The sequence below is a fragment of the Oceanobacillus sp. CF4.6 genome, assembly GCF_051262635.1.
Lineage (GTDB): Bacteria > Bacillota > Bacilli > Bacillales > Amphibacillaceae > Oceanobacillus.
Genome location: NZ_JBIMEX010000010.1, coordinates 1 through 21,402 on the forward strand (window position 1 = coordinate 1; position 21,402 = coordinate 21,402).

At 35.5% G+C, this 21,402-nt stretch carries 20 protein-coding genes and 1 pseudogene; 14 read left to right on the forward strand and 7 right to left on the reverse strand.

Annotated features, from left to right (window positions below; all coding sequences use genetic code 11):
• The coding region (locus ACHABU_RS14660; RefSeq protein ID WP_435765677.1) for a transposase at positions 1–422 on the forward strand (422 nt) is incomplete at its 5' end.
• Here the strand turns inward: ACHABU_RS14660 and istB are convergent.
• Together istB and istA are read right to left on the reverse strand one after the other, a co-directional pair.
• Positions 423–1,190: an IS21-like element helper ATPase IstB gene (istB, locus tag ACHABU_RS14665; protein ID WP_435765678.1), complete on the reverse strand. Its 768-nt coding sequence runs from the start codon at positions 1,188–1,190 to the stop codon at positions 423–425. It abuts the gene before it with no gap.
• Between the two features lies 1 nt (position 1,191).
• Positions 1,192–2,751: an IS21 family transposase gene (istA, locus tag ACHABU_RS14670; protein WP_435765680.1), complete on the reverse strand. Its 1,560-nt coding sequence runs from the start codon at positions 2,749–2,751 to the stop codon at positions 1,192–1,194.
• Positions 2,752–3,235: 484 nt separating this feature from the next.
• On the opposite strand from istA, the gene ACHABU_RS14675 reads away from it, so the two are divergent.
• Positions 3,236–3,802, forward strand: a complete 567-nt coding sequence (locus ACHABU_RS14675; protein WP_435765682.1) for a transposase — start codon at positions 3,236–3,238, stop codon at positions 3,800–3,802.
• An 87-nt stretch (positions 3,803–3,889) separates the two neighbouring features.
• Here the strand turns inward: ACHABU_RS14675 and ACHABU_RS14680 are convergent, their stop codons facing one another.
• The gene (locus ACHABU_RS14680; RefSeq protein WP_435765684.1) at positions 3,890–4,129 is read right to left on the reverse strand and encodes a helix-turn-helix domain-containing protein; all 240 of its coding nucleotides are present in this window, start codon (positions 4,127–4,129) and stop codon (positions 3,890–3,892) included.
• Between the two features lie 646 nt (positions 4,130–4,775).
• Here ACHABU_RS14680 and ACHABU_RS14685 point away from each other — a divergent pair.
• From ACHABU_RS14685 to rraA, 3 genes are all read left to right on the forward strand, one after another.
• Complete coding sequence (locus tag ACHABU_RS14685) at positions 4,776–4,970, forward strand: hypothetical protein (protein ID WP_435765686.1); 195 nt, start codon at positions 4,776–4,778, stop codon at positions 4,968–4,970.
• Between the two features lie 465 nt (positions 4,971–5,435).
• Positions 5,436–6,011, forward strand: a complete 576-nt coding sequence (locus ACHABU_RS14690) for a sigma-70 family RNA polymerase sigma factor (protein ID WP_435765688.1) — start codon at positions 5,436–5,438, stop codon at positions 6,009–6,011.
• Between the two features lie 472 nt (positions 6,012–6,483).
• Positions 6,484–6,966, forward strand: coding sequence for a ribonuclease E activity regulator RraA (gene rraA / locus ACHABU_RS14695; protein WP_435765690.1), 483 nt, complete (start codon positions 6,484–6,486; stop codon positions 6,964–6,966).
• A gap of 72 nt (positions 6,967–7,038) precedes the next feature.
• Here rraA and ACHABU_RS14700 read toward each other — a convergent pair whose 3' ends face one another.
• Positions 7,039–7,719: an Ltp family lipoprotein gene (locus tag ACHABU_RS14700; RefSeq protein WP_435765691.1), complete on the reverse strand. Its 681-nt coding sequence runs from the start codon at positions 7,717–7,719 to the stop codon at positions 7,039–7,041.
• A 439-nt stretch (positions 7,720–8,158) separates the two neighbouring features.
• Between ACHABU_RS14700 and ACHABU_RS14705 the strand changes: the two genes are divergently transcribed.
• Together ACHABU_RS14705 and ACHABU_RS14710 are read left to right on the forward strand one after the other, a co-directional pair.
• Positions 8,159–8,629, forward strand: a complete 471-nt coding sequence (locus ACHABU_RS14705; protein WP_435765693.1) for a peptide-methionine (S)-S-oxide reductase — start codon at positions 8,159–8,161, stop codon at positions 8,627–8,629.
• Positions 8,630–8,837: 208 nt separating this feature from the next.
• A complete protein-coding gene (locus ACHABU_RS14710; protein WP_435765694.1) occupies positions 8,838–9,554 on the forward strand; it encodes a dihydropteridine reductase in 717 nt (238 codons plus the stop codon).
• Positions 9,555–10,341: 787 nt separating this feature from the next.
• On the opposite strand, the pseudogene ACHABU_RS14715 reads toward ACHABU_RS14710, so the two are convergent.
• Positions 10,342–11,468, reverse strand: a pseudogene (locus ACHABU_RS14715) (IS3 family transposase).
• Between the two features lie 1,559 nt (positions 11,469–13,027).
• Here ACHABU_RS14715 and pseB point away from each other — a divergent pair.
• The 5 genes from pseB to pseI are packed head-to-tail and all read left to right on the forward strand — an operon-like array spanning position 13,028 to position 17,519.
• Positions 13,028–14,011, forward strand: a complete 984-nt coding sequence (gene pseB, locus ACHABU_RS14720) for a UDP-N-acetylglucosamine 4,6-dehydratase (inverting) (RefSeq protein ID WP_435765696.1) — start codon at positions 13,028–13,030, stop codon at positions 14,009–14,011.
• A gap of 1 nt (position 14,012) precedes the next feature.
• Positions 14,013–15,176 carry a UDP-4-amino-4,6-dideoxy-N-acetyl-beta-L-altrosamine transaminase gene (gene pseC / locus ACHABU_RS14725; protein ID WP_435765697.1) on the forward strand — a complete coding sequence of 388 codons (1,164 nt, stop codon included), beginning with the start codon at positions 14,013–14,015 and terminating at the stop codon, positions 15,174–15,176.
• A gap of 13 nt (positions 15,177–15,189) precedes the next feature.
• Complete coding sequence (locus ACHABU_RS14730) at positions 15,190–15,921, forward strand: cytidylyltransferase domain-containing protein (RefSeq protein WP_435765698.1); 732 nt, start codon at positions 15,190–15,192, stop codon at positions 15,919–15,921.
• 13 nt (positions 15,922–15,934) lie between these two features.
• Positions 15,935–16,480 carry a UDP-4-amino-4,6-dideoxy-N-acetyl-beta-L-altrosamine N-acetyltransferase gene (gene pseH, locus ACHABU_RS14735; protein ID WP_435765699.1) on the forward strand — a complete coding sequence of 182 codons (546 nt, stop codon included), beginning with the start codon at positions 15,935–15,937 and terminating at the stop codon, positions 16,478–16,480.
• Positions 16,473–17,519 carry a pseudaminic acid synthase gene (pseI, locus tag ACHABU_RS14740; protein ID WP_435765700.1) on the forward strand — a complete coding sequence of 349 codons (1,047 nt, stop codon included), beginning with the start codon at positions 16,473–16,475 and terminating at the stop codon, positions 17,517–17,519. Before pseH ends, pseI begins: the two co-directional genes overlap by 8 nt.
• A gap of 40 nt (positions 17,520–17,559) precedes the next feature.
• Here the strand turns inward: pseI and pseG are convergent, their stop codons facing one another.
• A complete protein-coding gene (gene pseG / locus ACHABU_RS14745) occupies positions 17,560–18,627 on the reverse strand; it encodes a UDP-2,4-diacetamido-2,4,6-trideoxy-beta-L-altropyranose hydrolase (protein WP_435765701.1) in 1,068 nt (355 codons plus the stop codon).
• A gap of 309 nt (positions 18,628–18,936) precedes the next feature.
• Between pseG and ACHABU_RS14750 the strand changes: the two genes are divergently transcribed.
• Entirely contained in the window at positions 18,937–19,125 is a 189-nt protein-coding gene (locus tag ACHABU_RS14750) for a carbon storage regulator (protein WP_435765702.1), read from the forward strand.
• Positions 19,126–19,198: 73 nt separating this feature from the next.
• Positions 19,199–20,035, forward strand: a complete 837-nt coding sequence (gene hag, locus ACHABU_RS14755; RefSeq protein ID WP_435765703.1) for a flagellin Hag — start codon at positions 19,199–19,201, stop codon at positions 20,033–20,035.
• Between the two features lie 57 nt (positions 20,036–20,092).
• On the opposite strand, the gene ACHABU_RS14760 is transcribed toward hag, so the two are convergent.
• Positions 20,093–21,355, reverse strand: a complete 1,263-nt coding sequence (locus tag ACHABU_RS14760; RefSeq protein WP_435765704.1) for a motility associated factor glycosyltransferase family protein — start codon at positions 21,353–21,355, stop codon at positions 20,093–20,095.
• Positions 21,356–21,402: the final 47 nt, after the last annotated feature.

The following is a 21,402-nucleotide window of genomic DNA, read 5'->3' on the forward strand; positions in this document are numbered from 1 at the left end:
GTCATCCAGCTATTCTCAGAGACGCAAAAGTCAAATATAGCTATGCGGATGAACCGATTCGTCTAGTAGAATTTGAAGATGAAGAGCACAGACTCTATCGATTAATGACAACAAGATGGGATTTATCTGCAGAGCAAATCATGGATCTCTATCGGTATCGATGGATGATTGAGACCTTCTTTAAGTGGATCAAGCAACATTTAAAATTAGTCAAGATCTGGAGTACGAAACCACAGGGAATGTGGAATCAAATGTTTCTTGCCCTAGCTGCATATGGCTTGGCTTTGATACTACAATTACAGACCAAATCGAAAAAGAAACTTTGGCCGTTTTTAAGGTTGATGAGAACGTACATGTACAAGTCATACGACGAATTTATTGAAGAATGTAACCGTCAAGTAGTTTTGAACACTTTTTGCTAATTAACTTTGAACACTTTTCTCTTGAAATAGAGATTCTCGATATTTAATTCTATGACTAGCTCCATCAAAATGAATAACTTCCGATCGGTGGAGAAGGCGATCTAAAATCGCCGTTGTTATTCCTTGGTCTCCAAGTAACTCTCCCCATTCTTCTGGCCCTTTATTCGATGTCAGGATGATTGAACTTCGTTCATATAAATGATTGATTAGATGAAAAAACAGATTTGCTTCATTTTGATCCATAGCCATATACATGAGGTCATCAATGATGACTAAATCAGATTCTCGAATACGTTTCATCTTAAGCTGAGATTTCCGGAGGTATTCTTCCGACTTTAATAAAGGAACTAATTCACCCATCGATACGAAGGAAACACGCTGTCCTTTATTAATCGCTTCTAAACCTAATCCAATTGCTATATGTGTCTTGCCGACTCCCGGTGGACCTAAAAATACTAAATTAAATGATTCATCAAGCCAATTCAGCTCTTGGAGTTGTCTCAACTGTCTCTCACTAAGTGATGGGAGTTCCTTAATATTAAATTCGGCTAAGCTCTTTTGATATGGAAATGCTGCCCATTTTAAATACTTTTCTATCAACTTTTCTTCTCGACGTTTTTCTTCATATGTAAGCATTTCTCGAAGAAATTCCTGATAGGTCCATGAATGTAGCTCTGCTTTCCTTAAAAAAGATGGTAGTTCTTTTGATGTTTCGGCCATTCTAAGATGATGAAGCTGCCTTTGTAAACTTTCAACGGAGTATTCCAATTCAGGCACCCCCTAAAATCTTAAGATAGCCATCCAATTCTCTTAAGGATGCTTTTTCTTTAATCAGCGCGGAGGGTATTTCTGCGACTGGAATATCACTATCACTTGGTAAATTTGGACTTTTTGATCGTTTCAATTTTGCTAAATGTATTGCGACATCATGTAAATCATTCGCACTCCACAATCGTTGATCAATACATGTATCCAGCGCTTGCTGAATAAAGGGTTGAAACTCTTTCACAGTTCTTTGCAGGATTTGTAATTGATCTCTTATATACCGCGGGTAGCGTTTATTAATTTCTTCAAGGAATACTTCGATCTTTTCCTTATTGTCAAAGGAACCTTTTACGGTATCCATATATGCTTTGATTCCTTTTGTTTTATCCCTGGTATGGTCTGTATCTTTAATCAGTTGTACCTTTTCTTTGGAAAGAAGATGAATAGCTATTGATACACCTCCTGGTGTCTTCTCGATAATAAGTTCACCCTGCTCAACTTTAATATAGACAGTATTATCACCATGAGGTTTATATGTTCCAAGTGGAACGGAATAACGATTCGATTTGTATTTAATAATATTGTCCTTATGGACAGTTCTTGTTATACTTGAACCATGGTTACTCTCGAAAGAGAGTAGAGAGGAGACTTTTCGTAAGTGCGGCTTTTCCAGGGCAAACACTTCGACAGGTCTCTTTTTTATTGTATTGTGTACTTGATAGTTTCCTTTTCTTTTAAGCCATGCTAAGCATTGCTCATTCCAAGTTTCTATTTGATAAAAGACACGATTCTTTGCAAAGTTTCTCTTAATGAATTTCACTACATTTTCAATCTTCCCTTTAGACTCCGGATCTGCTGCTCTACATAAATAAATGGAAAATCCTCTTTGTTGCTTATAAGCCTGAAATTCTTCTGTATATACGATATCTCCTCCATTTTCACTAACTATCATTAATTTATCTTGATCATAAACAATCTCTTCTGTTATACCACCATAATATACAAAGGCATTTTCATGACTGCGTATAACATCACGAGTTGTAAAAGGACGATCTTGCCACTCTGAGTACTTATAACGTGAGTGAGACAAGACGAAGGCAATCGCATATATCTTTTTCCACTTACCTTCAACTGTTTTGACTTTCATTTCTCCAAAATCCACTTGCATTTGTTTTCCTTTTGGAAGTTCTACCAATGCTTCATAACTCCGAAAGGAAAGTGTTTTAGGTATATGATACTTTTCCCTTAACTCATACACATAGCTGCGAACGGTGCTATCACCAACATTTGTAAAAGAGCACCGTTCTTCAAGCCAATCTGAAATTTGCGAAGCTGACAAATCTGGATGTTCCTTTAGCCATGCAAGAATATGATTCTGATAAGGATCCAGTATTCTTTTTCTTGTCTTCAATTCTTCCACCCACCTACAAGCTTCTTCAAAATCTTTTTCCAAATACTCATAAACAGTAGTTCTTGATAAGTTGCATTTTCTCGCAATAGCTGCGACTTTAAAACCTTGCTTTTTTAATTGATGAACTTCTACAATTAACTCTAATTTAATCACCTTCTGAATCCCCCAAAACCAGTTATTTCATACTTTATTATTTTAACTGATTGGAGGTTATTTGGGCAGAAAGTGTTCAATTCTATCTGGCAGAATCTGTTCACTTTATTCTAGCAGTTACAAAGAATTACATCGTTCAAAAAGTAAAACAACACGAGGACGGCAGAAAATACCAATACCTAAGAAAAAGGAAACAAAGTTCGAAGGGAATATAGCCATCATCAAGCCACGGAAGAAGAAGTAATGCTTATTTTTTTTTGATAATTTAATATGGGGAAAAATGGGAACAAGGTCTATATAGGGCCGGGTTCCCGTTTTTAAATTTTAAAACTGAAATCAATTGGTAAAATTTAACTAAATTGGACTATGGTTCCATTGATGCAAGACCAATGGGAAGAATCCATAACGAATGAAGCAATTTGGGAAGCGGTAACGATGAGGCGCATTCCAACAGGGAAAGGACAGAAAGGAATGGTGAAATAATATGTCCAGAAAACTTCGCGCGTGGTACCCGGGTGCCATATATCATATTACGAGCCGTGGCAACCGAAGATCCGCACTTTTCTATGATGATATTGATCGAAAAACGTATTTAGAATTACTGGAAGAGGTCCGCTTCTATCATCCATTCCACCTTCATGCCTACTGCCTCATGACAAATCATATCCATCTTCAATTAGAAACTACCACACATCATATAAAACACATCATGAAAATGTTGAACTCTAGATATGCACTGTATTTCAATAAACGCCATCATCTCGTCGGACATGTTTTCCAAGGAAGATACGGAGCAGAGCTTATCGAAACGAAAGACTATCAACTGGAAGTGAGCAGGTATATTCATTTGAACCCAGTCGAAGCGGAAATGGTGAGCCGCCCGGAAGACTATCGTTGGAGCAGTTACCGAGCCTATGTGACAAGGGAAGGTAACCCGCATGTGAGAACAAAGAAGATATTATCTTATTTTCCGGCGCCTGAGAAGGAGAATTATCGGGTGTTTGTGAAGACAAAGGATGTTCGTGCAGTTGGAAAGCTTAGGAAGCTATAGTAGATTTTTTCCTTCAATTCTTACGTTTATTTAAAAAATAATAAATGGTTCCCTGTAATAAAAAAAGGAGCCATTATCTATTCGAGTCTATTCTGCTTTTTCAGAGTTCATTTTTTCGCTAATTTCGTCAAACATACGATTTATATCGATATCTAATACCTTGTAGATTTTGAAAAGGGTATATGAAGTCGGCAAAGACATCCCGCGTTCAATTTTCCCTAAATGCTTCTCGTCAACATTTGCTTCTGTTGCTATTTCAGCTATTATTTTACGCTTTCTTTTTCTCGCTATTCGCAGATACTCCCCAAGTAATTCATCAAAAGTCATAGGTTTAACTTCCTTTCGGTGTCATTATCTGGTGTGGAAAAGGGAATAAAAACATCTTATAAACCACTTTTGTTGCACTTATGAAAATGAATTTCAACTATGCATACCTAATCATATAGGGTAAGTTCACTGTTGGAGATTATACATTATATCTCTTCCAACGCCTATCCAGCAGGACTTTAGATTCGTTTTTATGAAACTCTGTCAATATGCTTATACAGGTATTAAACATTAATTATCTTTTATGCTTCTCAAACAAGAGGAGATAAATAGTTTTTTAAATAAGAATTAACATTATTTTCATATAATTTTAACATTAACATAGTACTATAGAACTGTATTAGAGATAAGAATAGTTACTCATTTCTTTTTTATAAGACGGAAATGCAATGAGCTACATATAGTTAACAACAATGAAAAATAGCTAGATAAGCATAACGCAAAACACAACAAGCTACTATTAACCTCCTTAGACATCCAGCACCGAACTTTTTCAACTTCAGCTGTCAAATGGAACGATGGAAAGCTTATTTTTACTGATGGCTACTAATTTCATTTATACAGAACTATTGTTCTTGTATACATATCATTATGAGGCATTCGCTTTAATGAATGAAGCTTCAAAAATAAAGTGGGAGGAAAGCAAATGATGAAGAATGCGAGAAGAATCGAGTGTCCTGCATGTGGGCACAGGCTAATGGACAAAAAGGAAGGAGCATTTGGAGCGGTTCAGGTAAAGTGTATGAAAAGTAAGCATGTATGGGAAGTTGAACTAAGTAAACTCAATTTTAAGTTAATACATGGAAAATTATACCGTGACGATCAGGAGTCAGTAAGTTAGCGTGTTACGATTCTTAAGGCTTTTAAGGCTACCTTAAAGCCCGGATAACCATTATTTAGCCCTTTTATTGTATGTAAAAATGCAGGAGTCCAATTATACCGAGCGAGGAATCTTAAGAATTACCCAGGCCGGATAATGACCTCTTTTTGAAGGGTTATCTGGTTTTTTGTGTTGTCTAGCTGCGTTATAGAAATAGACGCATAAGCAATTCACACTCCGTACAGGAAGGTTCACCTACACTTCGATGCCTTGCTTATGCGTCCATTTCTAAGCAGTCGCCTGCGCTTTTCTTATGTTTAACAATACGATATTCGGTACCGAGCAATGGAGTCGTTGAAGCGCGAACTACCTAATAGCCGGACAGTAGCTAATTCAGTTTAGTTATTGTCCGGATTTTTTTACTTGCTTTATCCCTCAAGGGGGAGACGTGGGGACAGTATTTTGTCCCGGAAAGGGGAAATGAAGATGGATAAGGATCGGGATTTTTCGTTTGAGGAGATTTTTAAGCAGAATGAGCGGCGAATATATTTTCACATTCAACGATTAGGCATTCATGATGTTCATCGGGAATTTTATGTGGAGGGATTGTACGCGATGTGGATGGCTTATAAGAAATACGAGCCAGATAAAGGTCCGCTATCTACCTATTTCAACTATATGATTCGCAATCGTCTCATCGACTTGGTTCGCAAAAAGACAAATGACGATCAGCAGGAGGAAAAACTCCAACAAGCTCATATGCTCAAGGGGCTCACTGGAAATCATTACGGTGGCGGGAAGTCTCTCGCTACAAAAAATAGTGGAATGGAGTTGGTTGATGAAGCCTACTGGCAGGAAATCAAGGATATGCTCACCGAGAAGCAATGGAAGTGGGTGTATTATTACGTGATTTTAGACATGCCCTTAAAGAAAATTGCGGAACAGGAAAATGCAACTACAGAAGCAGTAAAAAGCTGGGGGAAAGAAGCGCGGAAGAAACTGAAAGGATGGCATATGAAGAGGAAGCATGGGGACGGTTCTTTTGCTTCCTTGGAGGAATAGAGGTATCTGCGTGGTGCCTGCCTGCTATCGGTGCGGGTGCCTCGGGAGTACTGTCAATCCCCGAAATTGGCAAATTTTGTCGAGAGGTTAAGGGGGTTAGAGAGACTGTTAGGGAATGTGCTGACTATTCTTTAGCATTTTTCTAGTAAGCTTCTATTCACAAAGTATAGAGATCAATGAAGGGGTGGAATATATGAATTACATCAAACAAGTCAATGCATTTTATAGTGGATGATGGGTTTGTTTTGTTTAGAAACTGGTGTAGAAATGATTTCTATAACTACAATCGAAATGAGGTTGAAGGAGGGGGTGTTTTTAAGTGGATTAATTATTATTATTTATGCATGATGTAAGGGTTGGATCTTTCATTTTTTAGTATAGATGAAGCAAAGTGCCAGGTTCGTCTTGCAATTCTATTAATTTCCTTCATAATAAAGATAAGTATTTTGAATATTAAGTCGGGTGAAATAAAATGGCAAACTTTAAAACAGCAGATTTATGTGATGAGCATGCAAGCAAGGTTCAGGTTTGTGATCTAAATTTCCATTCGTACGGAAACAGAAAACGTTTTTCAGGTAAAATTGAAACTGTTCGTGCATACGAAGATAATGTTCTATTTTTGGAAGCACTTGATTCTGTGCCTACAGGTTCTGTCATCGTTGTTAATGGAGGCGGTTCAAAAAACCGTGCCTTAATGGGGGATCGTCTTGCCGGTATTGCAGTTTCCAGGGACCTTGCTGGAGTCATCATTAATGGCTGTGTTCGTGACTCAGCGGATCTTGCATCGATGGATATTGGTATCTTTGCTCTAGGGACAAACCCATTAAAAAGTAAAAAGAATGGAATAGGAGAACGAGATGTAAGTTTTACTTTTGGTAATGTACATTGGACTCCAGGAGATTATGTCTATGCCGATGAAGACGGTGTGATTGTTTCGAAAACAGCACTTCTTTAATAATTAGGAGGAAGGAGAGACAAATAACCTATTCCTCCTTCTTTTTTTACCACGTTCTTAGAAAACTTGGGCTTAGCCAAGCCTTTGTGGCGATGCCTTAGTTGCACTTATGCAGCGAATATATTCCAAGTAACTTTCAGCCGTTTTTACCGCTTGCTCTTTCCAATTTACACTTAATTGATTTACTGCATAAGTAGCGTCACCATCATTAAAACCTTCATATTTTAATTGTTCTATTAAGCCGCTTTTAGAAAAAGCCGTATAGTCTAAATAATTATTAGCCATATTCACTGCATTTTTTTGTGATGGTGTTTCACCAGATTTTTCTACAGTCTTCTCTGTAGCCGGAGCTTCTGCTTTTTCTTCCTCTACCGTTTCTACAATGACTTCTCCCGTTTCGGGCTTTTCTGCTGCTACGACAAGTTCATCTTCTCGTTTATTGATTTCAGCTTGAAGCGACTCTAATTTATCCTCTGCATCTTCAACTTCGTCAGTCATATTATCTCTATTACTCGCTAATTCTTCCAATCCTTCATACTTTTCGTTATTTTCAACAATAGTATTTTTAACATCTGATAATTCATTCTCTTTTTCTATCAATTCGTCATGGACAGATTCTAATTCTTGTTCAGCCTCTTCCGTTTTAGCTTGTAATTCTTCATAATTGACTGCTTCCCCTTCAATGTCTACAGTTTCTTCTGAACATGCTACTAAAAATAAAACAGGTAATAATAGTATTAGGTATTTTCTCACCTTTACCAACCTCCTGATCACTAATTTGATACTATTATCCTGTAACTGGTAGATTTATGCTATAACTTTCGATACTCGTATAAATAAATAGGGATAAAAAATAAGAAGAAGACATTGGATCAAATCCCATAGCCATCAAGTTAAGCATTCATCCTTGATTACAGCCAACGAAATGTATCACTCATGACATGTTTTTTACCACTTCATACCTTCTGGATAATCAAAGATTAAAAATATACTTTTCAGAAATGGGAATGTTATACTTGCTATACAAACTTGACTAATTTGCAATAAGATCAATCTTCTGCAAACGGTCCATAATGTGGAATAAGAAAATTTCTCATTATTTTAATGTGTAGTAGACTTAGTGACTACAGTTTTTTCCTCCTATTTACTTGGAATGAATTTTTTTGTTTTTTAAACAAAGGGGAGATTCAATATGGAAGTAGTATATTTTGCAGGTGGATGTTTATGGGGAGTACAAACTTTTATAAAAACTTTACCTGGAGTTAATTTTACCGAAGCAGGAAGAGCTAATGGAACAAGTCATACACTTGAGGGTTATTATGATGGGTACGCCGAATGTGTAAAAACAGGATTTGATCCGACAGTTGTAACGATCAAGGAATTAATGGGATATTTATTTGAAATCATTGATCCATACAGTTTGAATAAACAAGGACAAGATGTTGGCGAGAAATACAGAACAGGAGTATATAGTGAAAAGCCGGAACACGTAAAAGAGGCGAAGACGTTTCTTAGTGAGAGAAATGATGATGACCTGATAGTTGTTGAAGTTTTACCTCTTACAAACTATGTGAGAAGTGCAGAAGAACATCAAGATAGGTTAGCTAGATGTCCAAATGATTATTGTCATATTCCAGAAGAAATAGTAAGTAGATATAAGTAAGTGAGAATATTAAAAGATGAAAGTGACAGTCACTAAAAGGTTGGATTGTCATTTACATATAAATATTGGCACTCCCCAATAGGGAGCCATTCGGCACTAAGATTTGGCACCCCTATTATATATAAGGGCCATTTAATTGAGAACTGTTATCAATCATTGTATACTAGATTCGTATCAGATAAATATAATGGAGTAAGGAGAATATATCATGCAAATATACTGGACTAAAATAAATAAGATTATTGAAGAAACGCCTGAGGTTAAAACGTACTTGCTCGACTGTCCGAAACACTTTACATGGGAAGAAGGTTCCCACACCCACTTCGCACTGGAAGGTTTTAATGCCGGAGATAAACCAAACCGCGGCCTGATCCGTCACATGTCAATCTCCACGTTACCGCATGAAAATTCAATCGGTATCACAACACGCATCAGAGAGCAGTGCTCTGAGTTTAAAACGTTTTTAAGAAATCATGAGGTCGGCAATGAAGTTGCAATATTTAAAACGCATTCGAATATACCGCTTAAAAGAGAAGACAAAAATGTTTACCTGCTGTCATCAGGTGTCGGCCTGGCAACTTTCAGACCGCTTGTACTTGATTATTTTGAACGTGCTGACAACGTCAATCAAATTCATTCCCTGAACATCGACTCATCAAAAGATTTCTTATTCACTACTATTTTTGAATCCGCACCTGACAAGAAGTTCACATCACAGTTCGTCGATAACCGTAAAGACTACTATGAAGAAGTGAAGAATCTTGCTGCAGACAAGGATGGACTCTTCTATGTTGTCGGCAGCGATGAATTCCTCGTGCAGAACATTAAAGTACTGCGTGAGCAAGGCATCAAGTCCGAACAGATTAAGCTCGACAAGCATGAACAGGCACTGCCTGAGTTTTTATCATTTGATTTGTCAATTTAAGCGAGAAACTATATTTCTTGGTAAATACTAAATAGATGTTCCATTACCGGTGCGATTATTTAAGTTTAAGATCATAAGCCTAATTCCTCGTTCGAGATACGGCGGGGTTAGGCTTTTTTATCTTTCAAAATCCTTAACGTTGTAAATTTGCACATTCTTGACGTTATTCCATTGGTAAGCTCATTGGCAACGAATGATAAGTCTTACGCAATGGCTGGTAAAAAACATGGCAGAAGTGGTACATTCTTATGACTGTAGTCATTCATCCTAGACAAATACCATATTTCCCCATTTGCTTCTTCCCAGAAAAACTTCTGAGGGGGAGCATTTTTTTGACAACTTATTTAGAATATACATTCGAGTTGATGCAGCCTGATCACTTGAACCTGAACCATTTGAGTTACTACTAGTAGAACTGCTGGCGCTTGCACGTTGAGCTTCTGCCTCTGCGCTTGCTAATTTTGATTCCAGACAACTTCATCTTTTAAATTGGTATTTGTATCTGTCAAATCAGTAATTTCTTCGTTCAACGCGTTTTCCGTGTTAAATCCAGCTTTTTCTTCCTCTAATGATCTATATTTCTTTCGTATTCCGTAACATTTGAGGTCACTTCTTCTATATCGGACTCAAGCGTTGAAACATCTTGTATGAGAACGTTGTTTTCTGATGTTAACGTATCATAATCAGTGGTCAGACTTTCATTTTGTTCTAAAGATTTATGAAGTTGCGCCTCATAACTTTTATCGTGTGAAATCGATCCAATAATGAATGGTATGTCAACACTAAATCAAACAATTTTTTTAAGAGGAAAGTTTCGGTATGTTACTGGACTTAAGTAACCAAGAGTGCTGTGCGTTCGGATATTATTTTACCAATTGACATAATCAAAAAGTTCAAGAGATAGCTGTTCAAGGGTGTCAAAGTGCATGTCATTTATTAATTTGGTTTTTAGTATCTTAAATGTCGTTTCGGACACCGCATTATCATAAGGGTTTCCTTTATCGCTTAGAGAGCGTTCAATGTTATGTTCACTTAATAGTTCATCGATCCCAACGTTTCTTAAATTCAGAACCGCGATCTGTATGAAATACTTTCGCCGTTTCTAATGGTTGTTTGACCGTTGCGAAGGCACGTTGAACTAAGGCTGCTTCCTTGCGCTTTCCAGCACTATAACCATATAAATCTAGTAAAAAACAGACATAGTTCCAATGTTTGCCTACTCTGACATACGTTAAATCACTGACCAACACAGACATTGCTTCATCGACGTCAAAGTCCTAATTTAACAGGTTTTCAACTGCTTCTTCATTTGGTCGAGTTGTCATTGGTTTATAGGATGGCTGTGCATATTTTGATTGGATTCCAAGTTCACTCATAAGTCTACCTATGCGCCGTCTGGAGGTCGTGTAATCCTCTTTTAAAAGGCCATCTTTAATTTTACGTGTTCCATATAATTTGCGGTTTTTGTTGAAAATCTTAGTATTTCTTCTTTTAAGTTTTGTTCTTCCGCAACTTTTTCTTGTTCTTTTTGAGCTGCTATTTCTGTTTCATAGTAAAAAGTACTTCGAGCTATTTGTAGGACTTCGCACATTACTGATACCGAATAGTTGTGACGATTCTTTTCAATCACTTCTATTTTCGTCCCATGATCAGCGCGGCTTGCTTTAAAATATCAACTTCCATTTCTAACTGCTTATTTCTTTTTCGTATCTGCATCAATTCTTGTTCTTCAGGGCTTCGATTATCTTTCTCTTTAAAAGACCCAGACTGTTGGAATTGCTTAATCCATCTGTCTAAAGAAGATGCAGTTAATTCGTACTCACTGACAATATCTTGGCGGCTTTTATCATTTTCATATAAAGCAACCACTTGCTTTTTAAACTCTGTTGTAAACGTTCTTCTTTTTCTGGACAAAGTAGATTCTCCTCACTCGTTATCTATTATTCTACTTGCCCTTATTTTTATTGTCTAACTAAGTGTACCCGATTCAAGGCTTGCTTTACTAGGATTACTATCTAATAGAAGAAATGCATTTCATCAAGCTTATTACCTTAACAGGTAGGGATTTTGGGGTCAGACCCTTTGGCCTTGCATTAATGGAACCAGATTCCAAATGATTTAAATTTTACCACTTTGTTTCAGTTTTAAAATTAAAAAATGGGAACATGGTCTTATATAGACCTAGTACCCATTTTTTTCATATTAAATTATCAAAAAAAAATAAGCGTTACTTCTTCTTCTGTGGCTTGATAATGGCTATATTTCCTTCAAATTTCGACTCCTTTTTCTTGGGTAGAGGGACTTTCTGTCGCCCTCGTATGTTTCAATAGGTGCGGCTCTAATATTCTAGGTAATTCGGACAACAAAGGAAATGTCTTGTTACTTGGCAGATTAATAGATTCACAAAATTCCGAATTGACTCGAAGCCTTTCTTCCATATCCTCATAAGATTCCCACTTATCCAATTGTGCAGCGGCAAAAATTTTCATTAATGGGCTTATGATATTTTTATAAATAAGGAATATAAAGGAGAGCCAATTTATAAAAGCTATCATAATAATGTTGTTACTAATAATGTGGTAGAATATGATGAACCAGTGAAGATTCTACTGTAGCAATTAAGCGTTACAAGACTAAATTATTGACGCTAAAAAGTTTCAAAAATGGTTGCAGCATCTTCTGCAGAGGGTGGATAAATATAGTTACTTAAAGAATAAGTGAAATTACAACAAATGCAATTAGGAGAATGTCTGAAAAATACCCAAAGGAAGAAAACCCAATAATTACTGAAGAAATGATAGGTTTTGTAGCAGATAGAATTGCTAAAGTATATGTTTTATCATTTCAACATAGATTTTTGGAGTAGTAAACGGTATGTTATTGTATTTTATTGAGCAAGGCGCTGAACAAATTTATCATCCCAAAACAAAGGAGAGCCTTTAAAAAAGTTCTCCAGTCTTACATTAATGAGAGTTATCGCTCAGCTATAATGTTTCACTCAGTTGAATTGTGTGAATTAATTTATAAACTCAAATACCTTAAAAGAATTATATGAAGATACGGATACAATTGTGATATCAATATTCAAAACAGAAGAAAAGCAAAAGAAAATACCACCAATTTTGGAAGTTGGGAAGGTTTACTTATTAATGAGGTAAAAAGAAGAACACTTTTTATTAGATCTAGCCGATAAAATAAGTATAGATTCATAGAGACAGCACAGACATTAATAAGCTCACCGTGTTTTAACGCAAGGAAATTTGCTTTCAACTCCAATTAAGGGAACTGTCAGCGTTAATTAAAATTATACTTAAGGTTTATTCTGGGGTCAGAACCCCCAATAGGAAAAAGTATGCAGTAGGAGCAAGCCTGTTGACTGCAATAGCATTTTTGGTTTCATATATACTGATATGGATATGAATAGTACACTAAATACCATGTAAATATTCAAATAAAGAAAGAGGATAACTAAAATGATAAACTTAGAAAATAAAACAATATTAGTGACAGGTGGAACAGGTTCTTTCGGAAAGAAATTTATTAGGAAAATATTAAAAACAAATATAAGCAAAGTAATCGTATTTAGCCGCGATGAATTAAAACAATATGAAATGGGAAAAGAATTCACTGATAGTCGTATGCGTTTCTTCATTGGCGATGTTCGTGACAAAGATCGGTTATATAGAGCATTTGATGGTGTAGACTATGTAGTACATGCAGCAGCTTTAAAGCACGTAGGAGCATGTGAATATAATCCGTTTGAAGCTGTAAAAACAAATATCAATGGAGCACAAAATATTGTTGAAGCAGCAATTGATAGAGGTGTAAAGAAAGTAATAGCGTTAAGTACAGATAAAGCTGCTAGTCCAATAAATCTATACGGTGCCACGAAGTTAGCTTCAGATAAACTATTTGTTGCAGCCAATTCATACGCAGGGGATAAAGACACTTCATTTGCAGTTGTTCGTTATGGAAATGTAGTTGGTAGCCGTGGAAGTGTTGTACCCTTTTTTGAAAAGATTAAAGAAACAGGAAAAATTCCAATTACAGACGAGCGCATGACTCGTTTTTGGATTACCTTAGAACAAGGTGTACAGTTCGTAATTGATAATTTTGAGAGGATGCATGGAGGTGAAATATTCATTCCTAAAATTCCAAGTATGAAAGTAACTGATTTGGCAGAAGCAATTGCTCCAGAATGCCAAATGGAATTTGTTGGAATTAGACCTGGTGAAAAACTTCACGAAGCAATGATCACGGAAGATGATGCACGTAGAACATTGGATATGGGGGACTATTATGTTATCCAACCTGAATTCCCATGGTGGAAAGCTGAGTATTCCCATGGCGGAAAAAAATTGGAAGATGGTTTTAGTTATGTAAGCAATACTAATGAAGATTGGTTATCTGTAGAGGAGTTACGTGAATTAGTTAAAACAAGTAAAGGTGTGAACTAATATGACAGACTCGAAACATCACTTTATTCCATATGGCCGCCAATCAATTGATGATGAAGATATTCAGGCAGTTGTTGATGTTTTAAAGAGTGATTATCTAACAACAGGGCCAGCCGTAGATAATTTTGAAAAAAAGGTTGCTAACTATGTTGGGGTTAAGTACGCTGTTGCGTTCTCGAATGGAACAGCAGCATTACATAGTGCCTGCTTCGCTGCAGATATTGGGGTTGGGGATGAAGTAATAACAACACCTATGACTTTTGTGGCAAGTGCAAACTGTATCCTGTATCAAGGTGCAAAGCCTGTTTTTGCCGATATTGATCCACAGACATACAATATTGATCCAAATAAAATAAAAGAAAAAATTACAGATAGAACAAAGGCGATTATTCCGGTAGATTTCACAGGGCAACCTGTAAAATTAGATGAAATTATAAAAATTGCCGAAGAGTTTAATCTAGTTGTAATTGAAGATGCTGCTCATGCAATTGGAGCAACTTACAAAGAATCAAGGGTTGGATCTATTGCTGATATGACAATGTTTAGCTTTCATCCAGTAAAGCATATTACAACTGGTGAAGGTGGTATTATAACTACGAATAACAAAGATTTATATGAAAAATTAACACAGTTTCGTACGCATGGAATTACTAGAGATAAATCATTATTAAAAGAAAACCATGGTCCTTGGTATTATGAAATGCAGTTTTTAGGATACAACTATCGCATGACGGATATACAAGCTGCATTAGGAGCAAGTCAGATTGATAAATTAGATAAGTTTATTGAAAGACGTAGGAATATAGTTGATCAATATAATAAGGGGTTTAGTAATATGAACGAAGTAATAAACCCTTATCAAGAAACTGATGGAAATTCTAGTTGGCATTTATATGTGATTAAATTAAATAAAGATTTACTTTCTATTGATAGAAAGCACTTTTTTGAAGAATTAAGACAAGCTAGTATCGGTGTAAACGTTCATTATATTCCAGTGCATTTACAACCTTATTATCAGGAGCTTGGATATAAAAAAGGGGATTATCCTTATGCTGAAGAATTGTATGAACAAATTATCACGTTGCCACTTTTCCCAGCAATGACAGATGAAGATGTTGAGTATGTAATTGATACAGTAAAAAATATAGCTATAAAACCCAGGTAAAGTAGGTGAGTATATGAAAGTTGTTGCAATTATACAAGCGCGAATGGGATCGACAAGGTTGCCAGGGAAAATATTAAAAAAAGTATTAGACAAACCATTGTTGGAGTATCAGATAGAGCGGGTAAAACGATCAAAACTAATTGATGAAATTGTTATTGCTACTACTACTAATGAAATAGAGCAACCAATTGTAGACTTTTGTAATGAGTTCTCTATACTATATTATCGCGGATCCGAAGACGATGTATTATCAAGATATTTTGAAGCGGCAAAAGAATATAGTGCAGATGTTGTAGTGCGTTTAACATCAGATTGCCCAATAATTGACCCCGCTGTTATTGATTCGGTTATAGGATATTACAAGAACAACAATAGTGATTATGATTATGTATCAAATACGCTGAAAAGAACCTACCCTAGAGGGTATGATACAGAAGTATTCTCTTTTAGAACTTTGGAAAATGCATATATAAATGCAAGGGAAATATTCGAGCGAGAACACGTAACACCGTATATATATCAACAAACTAATTTGTTTAGAATAGATCAGGTGTTGAATGAATCAGATAATAGCAATTGTCGTTTTACAGTTGATACAAAAGAGGATTTTTTGCTAATAGAAAAAATACTTACATCTCTATATAAGGTAAATAATACCTTTTCACATAATGATGTGATGGAGCTGTTGGATAAAAATAAAGAGTGGCAAAAAATTAATGCAAATGTAAGTCAGAAAAACGTTTAAAGGTGTGGTCGTAATGAATGATTTTAATAGTTACTTACGTCCAGTTACAAATGATGATCTTCAATTAATATATACCTGGAGAAATAAATCAGAAATACGTAAGCTTATGTTTAGTGATAATGTGATTGAATGGGATAGACATGTAAATTGGTTTAATTCAATAAATAGTGATATGAAAAATGAGATTAAGGTATTTATGGAAGATAATGTACCGAGAGGAATTGTTCAAGTTAATCAGATTAATACGGATTATCAGACTGCAGAATGGGGCTTCTATATCGGAGATTCTTATAAAAAAGGACTAGGAATCTTACTGGCTTATCATTCATTAAATTATATATTTAATGAATTAAGTATTAGAAAATTATCTGCTCAGGTGTTAAGTATTAATGAAAAATCACTTAGATTTCATCGGAAAGTAGGCTTTTTACAAGAAGGTCTCTTGAAACAGCAAATTCTAAGAAACGAGAAGTTTATAGATGTTCATTTGTATGCACAATTTAAGCAAAATTGGGAGCATAATAAAGTACTACTAATGGAGGGTTTTACTAATGTATAAGGATATACAGATTGGTGATAGATTAATTGGTGGAAACCATAAACCATTTATAATCGCTGAAATGTCTGGTAATCATAATCAATCTTTAGAAACAGCATTAGAAATAGTTGAAGCTGCCGCTAAAACTGGAGCCGATGCTTTAAAAATACAAACATACACTGCAGATACATTAACACTGAATATAAAAAGTGGAGATTTTGTAATCAATGATCCAAAAAGTTTGTGGAATGGAGAGTCACTATATGACTTATATAGTAAAGCCTATACTCCGTGGGAATGGCATGAACCTATATTCACAAGGGCTAGAGAACTGGGGTTAATTCCTTTTAGTACCCCTTTTGATGAAACAGCAGTGGATTTTTTAGAAGAGTTAGATATACCATTTTACAAAATCGCTTCATTTGAAAATAATGATATACCGTTAATTGAAAAAGTAGCTTCTACTGGAAAACCCATGATTATATCAACCGGTATGGCTACAGTTGCTGAATTAGATGAAACGGTTCGTGCAGCAAGAGCAGCAGGTTGTGATAATATTGTTCTTTTAAAATGTACTAGTACATACCCTGCATCACCTGAAAATACAAATGTTTCTACCATAACCCATATGAGGGATCTTTTTGATTGTCAGGTGGGGTTATCTGATCATACAATGGGAACGGGTGTATCCGTAGCAAGTGTTGCATTGGGGGCAACTGTGATTGAAAAACATTTCGTACTAGATCGTACAGAAGGTGGAGTCGATTCCGCATTTTCAATGGAACCTCACGAAATGAAAGCATTAGTTGAAGAAACTGAAAGAGCATGGAAGGCAATAGGGACAGTAAAATATGGACCGACAAAAGCTGAAGAGAACTCATTACAGTTTAGACGTTCTATCTATGCTGCTAAGGATATTAAAAAAGGAGAAAAATATACTCCTGAGAATATACGGATTGTTCGACCCGGATATGGATTGAAACCGAAATACTTTAAGGGTCTTTTAGGTAAGGAAGCGGGAAGAGATTTTAATTTTGGGGATCCCATAAGCTTGTTATAACATCAAGCCCTATTGAATTGAATTCAATAGGGCTTGATGTTTATATATTATTTAGCAATTCTAAAATGCGATTTTTTCCATGACCATCAACAATCTCTTTAGCTCTGTTATTTAATTGTGGTATGTCATTTTTCGCTAGAAATGATTCTAATTCATTTTCAATTACATTTTGAGTTATAGAATCATGAATTCCAATATAATGGTCAACCCCCAAATGCTTCGCGTTCTCACAAAGTTCTACTTGGTTATATGCAACTGCTGTTACTATTGCTGGAGTGCCAACACAATATCTCTCCCAGGTAGTACTTCCCCCTGCACATAAAGCGAAATCTACTTCATGTATTAATTTTGCCATGTAATTTATATTATAGTGGAAAATGATATTTTCATTATCACAGTTTTCTTTTACGGTTTCTTTATTTGGGTTAGATGGGCCAACTACAACTTGTGCAAGAATATCTTTATCTTTTATGGCGTCAATTGCCTTCAATGTTTCATTAGTAGGATCACTGCCTCCATAAAAAATTAAAGCTACTTTATTATTATTAATATTCTTAGGTGTGTTATGAAATTCAATAAACTCATCTCGTAATAATGCATATTGAGGTCCTAATAATAACTTACAAGTAGAAGGAACTAGATCTGTATAGCGATCATTTGCATTTTGGTAATAATTTTGATCCAATAATATACTACAATCATGTTCTCGATCTGCGATATCATCAATAACCATTATATTTGGAACATAGCGTTTTATATTTTGTTCCCATGACTTGTCAATGGCATAATGATCTATTATCATCCAATCAAATTGTATTTTATTGGAAAATAGTACTTTCTGCGTATCCAATGCATCTTGTTTTTGAGTAACACCAAGCCATGGAGCATGTTTAGTATCATTTAAATTCATATTTTGAGTAGGCTCGTCAAGATTATATAAATGGAATCCCTTTTCTGATATTAGTTCGCTTAGATGACCATTATGTAATCTGCAAATAAAATATACATTGTGGCCATTTTTTCTTAATTCTTCAGCTAAGGTTAGACAGCGCATTACATGACCTGTTCCTATAATGGTAGAGGCGTCAGCTCGAAAGCATATGTTCATTAGGATATCATTTCCTTCTGTGTGTTCTAGTTATTATTAATGGAATAAATATTCATAGTGGTTAATAATCTTCTTAGAAGTCAATTGTTTTACTAGGCTCTCATAGTAGGTGTCTATGAATATCCTCTATTATAAATTATAAACTGTTTTAATAACGATAACAACAGCCATTATACTATAGTATTCTGGAGTAAAGGAGTAAATTGTAAAAGGAAAGAATTAATTCTTTTAAAAACTTTTTCAAAAAACATTAAACAATCATAAACTACTACCGATATAAATAATAGATCATCAAGGAGGATGAGAGCCATGGCCCTAACGTTAGGAAGAAAGCCCGGTGAAAAAGTCTATTTAATAGACGATCAGGGACGAGAGATTGAAATTGAAGTAGTAAGACGGGAAGAGAAGCTGAGTAACTATACACAGTTACGAATTAATGCTCCGCAAGAATTTCAAATAATTCGTGGAGAGATTTACAATGGTAGTGATTCCAAGTAATTGGAGTTATTATATATCAGCAAGCCAAATGGACGTGACTTGCTAGAAAACAAAAACATGGAGGTAAGGAAAAATGATTATTAATCACAATATTTCAGCAATCAACGCACATCGTCAACTAGGTGCAAACCAAAACGCAACACAAGGGTCTTTAGAGAAACTTTCTTCAGGTCTAGCTATTAACAAAGCGGGAGATGACGCTGCAGGTCTAGCAATTTCCGAGAAAATGCGTGGACAAATTAATGGCTTGGAAATGGCTTCAAAGAATGCGCAAGATGGTATTTCTTTAATTCAAACTGCTGAAGGTGCATTGAATGAGACACATTCAATTTTACAACGTATGCGTGAGTTAGCTGTTCAAAGCTCTAATGATACAAACACTAGTTCAGATCGCGCCGAATTACAAAAAGAGGTAGATCAATTAGCACAAGCAATAAATGACATTTCAGATGATACAGAATTCAATGAGAAAAAATTATTAAATGGATCTCTAAGTGGTTCAGGTGCTTTAACTTTCCATGTTGGTGCAAATACTGGACAAAATCTATCAGTTGAGATCTCTCAAATGGATGCTAGTGGATTAGGTGTTGGAACTACTACTGGTAGTGGAGTTGATATCTCAAGTCAATCTGGAGCAGATGCTGCAATTACAACTATTCAAACTGCAATTGATAGTGTTTCTGCTGAACGTTCAAAATTAGGTGCTGTACAAAACCGTTTGGATCACACTATTAATAATTTAGGAACGGCTTCGGAAAACATTACTGCTGCTGAATCACGTATCCGTGACGTTGATATGGCCAAAGAAATGATGGAGTTCACGAAGAATAACATACTTTCTCAAGCTGCACAATCGATGCTAGCTCAAGCTAACCAACAGCCACAAGGAGTTCTACAACTTCTTCAATAATTAACCTAAAAAACGCGATCCGAGAATTCGGACGCGTTTTTTTATATCTGTTAAATGCTAGTTAACCATTTCATAAAAATTATTTAAGCTAATATGTCTCCAATTCTTAATAAACGCCCCGCCTTCTGTACAATTATAAAGCTCCAAATCTGGATGAATCCTAGCATACTCTTCAAACCATTTTCTATAAATGGTTAAATTTCTTGCCGTTGCAACTTCCCCTTTTTGATAATAATTCAATGTTTTGTATTCTGCGGTAGATTGGTTAATGTTTTTTTGTGCGTGTGCATGGCTAGCATGACTACGTCCATCAGTATATGCTAAATCCTGCCCCACGAGGGCTACCTTTCCAGCTCCTAGATAAATCATAAGGTCAAGGAGCGCCGTGGCAACAGAACCACCAGATTGAATTAAGGGATCACCTAACTCTTTGGCCTCCTTTTCTGCATCTGCAAAACCTTCTTGCCACAAAATCCGTCTTGGACCTTTATGTAGTAATACCGTTTCATGATAAGCCGTGCTCAAATAGAATAATGTTGTATTCGATAAACTAGTCTCTGTCAACTGACTATATGTTTCAGGATTAGGATCGATAATGGAAAAGAAATGTGGGATAATCTTATTCTTTAACAAAGGTTTTATAGCAGTTCCTACTGCACCCAATATAACTTCATCCTCGTCATAAATCTTTTTTAATAATGTCATTTGTTTATCTAGAGAAGGTCCGGCTGAGATTAATATCATCGGTTTTCCTTCATATTTATTTTTAAGATTTCCAATACCTGTATCCTTCAATTGTAGATTTTTTGAAAAGTTCGTATTCATATTATCAATCTGATTAGCTATGGAATTTTTTTTGAACTGCATATCTTCTAGAATAAATCTGATATTGCTGTATGTTAAGGGTAGAGTATCTAAACCACTCTTATGTATTAATAAATTCGATGATTTGATAGATGTCAACATTTCTTGTTGCTCAACAGATGAAAGATTACTAAATAGGTTGATACTTACATTTTTAATGCTTTCTATGTTTTTGTAGAAAAGACTATCATGAAACCAACTGTGGAAGGTATTATTAAATTCAATTACAGTTATTTTTCTCTCAGGTATGGATCGTGCAAGTTGTTTTATATGATAACCTGTGCCAAGGCCAATGATAACTATCTCCGCCTCATCATTTATTTCTTTAAGTGCATTATTACACCATGCACTCACTTCACGAATTGGGTCATATTTACTATGAAATATTATACTTTTGTCATTATCATCAATTTTAATTGTAGGAACTGTTTTCGTTTCGATGATTGATATTTTCATTAAATCAACTCCTCGCGTTACAATTGTTTATTTAATCGTAGTCCAAA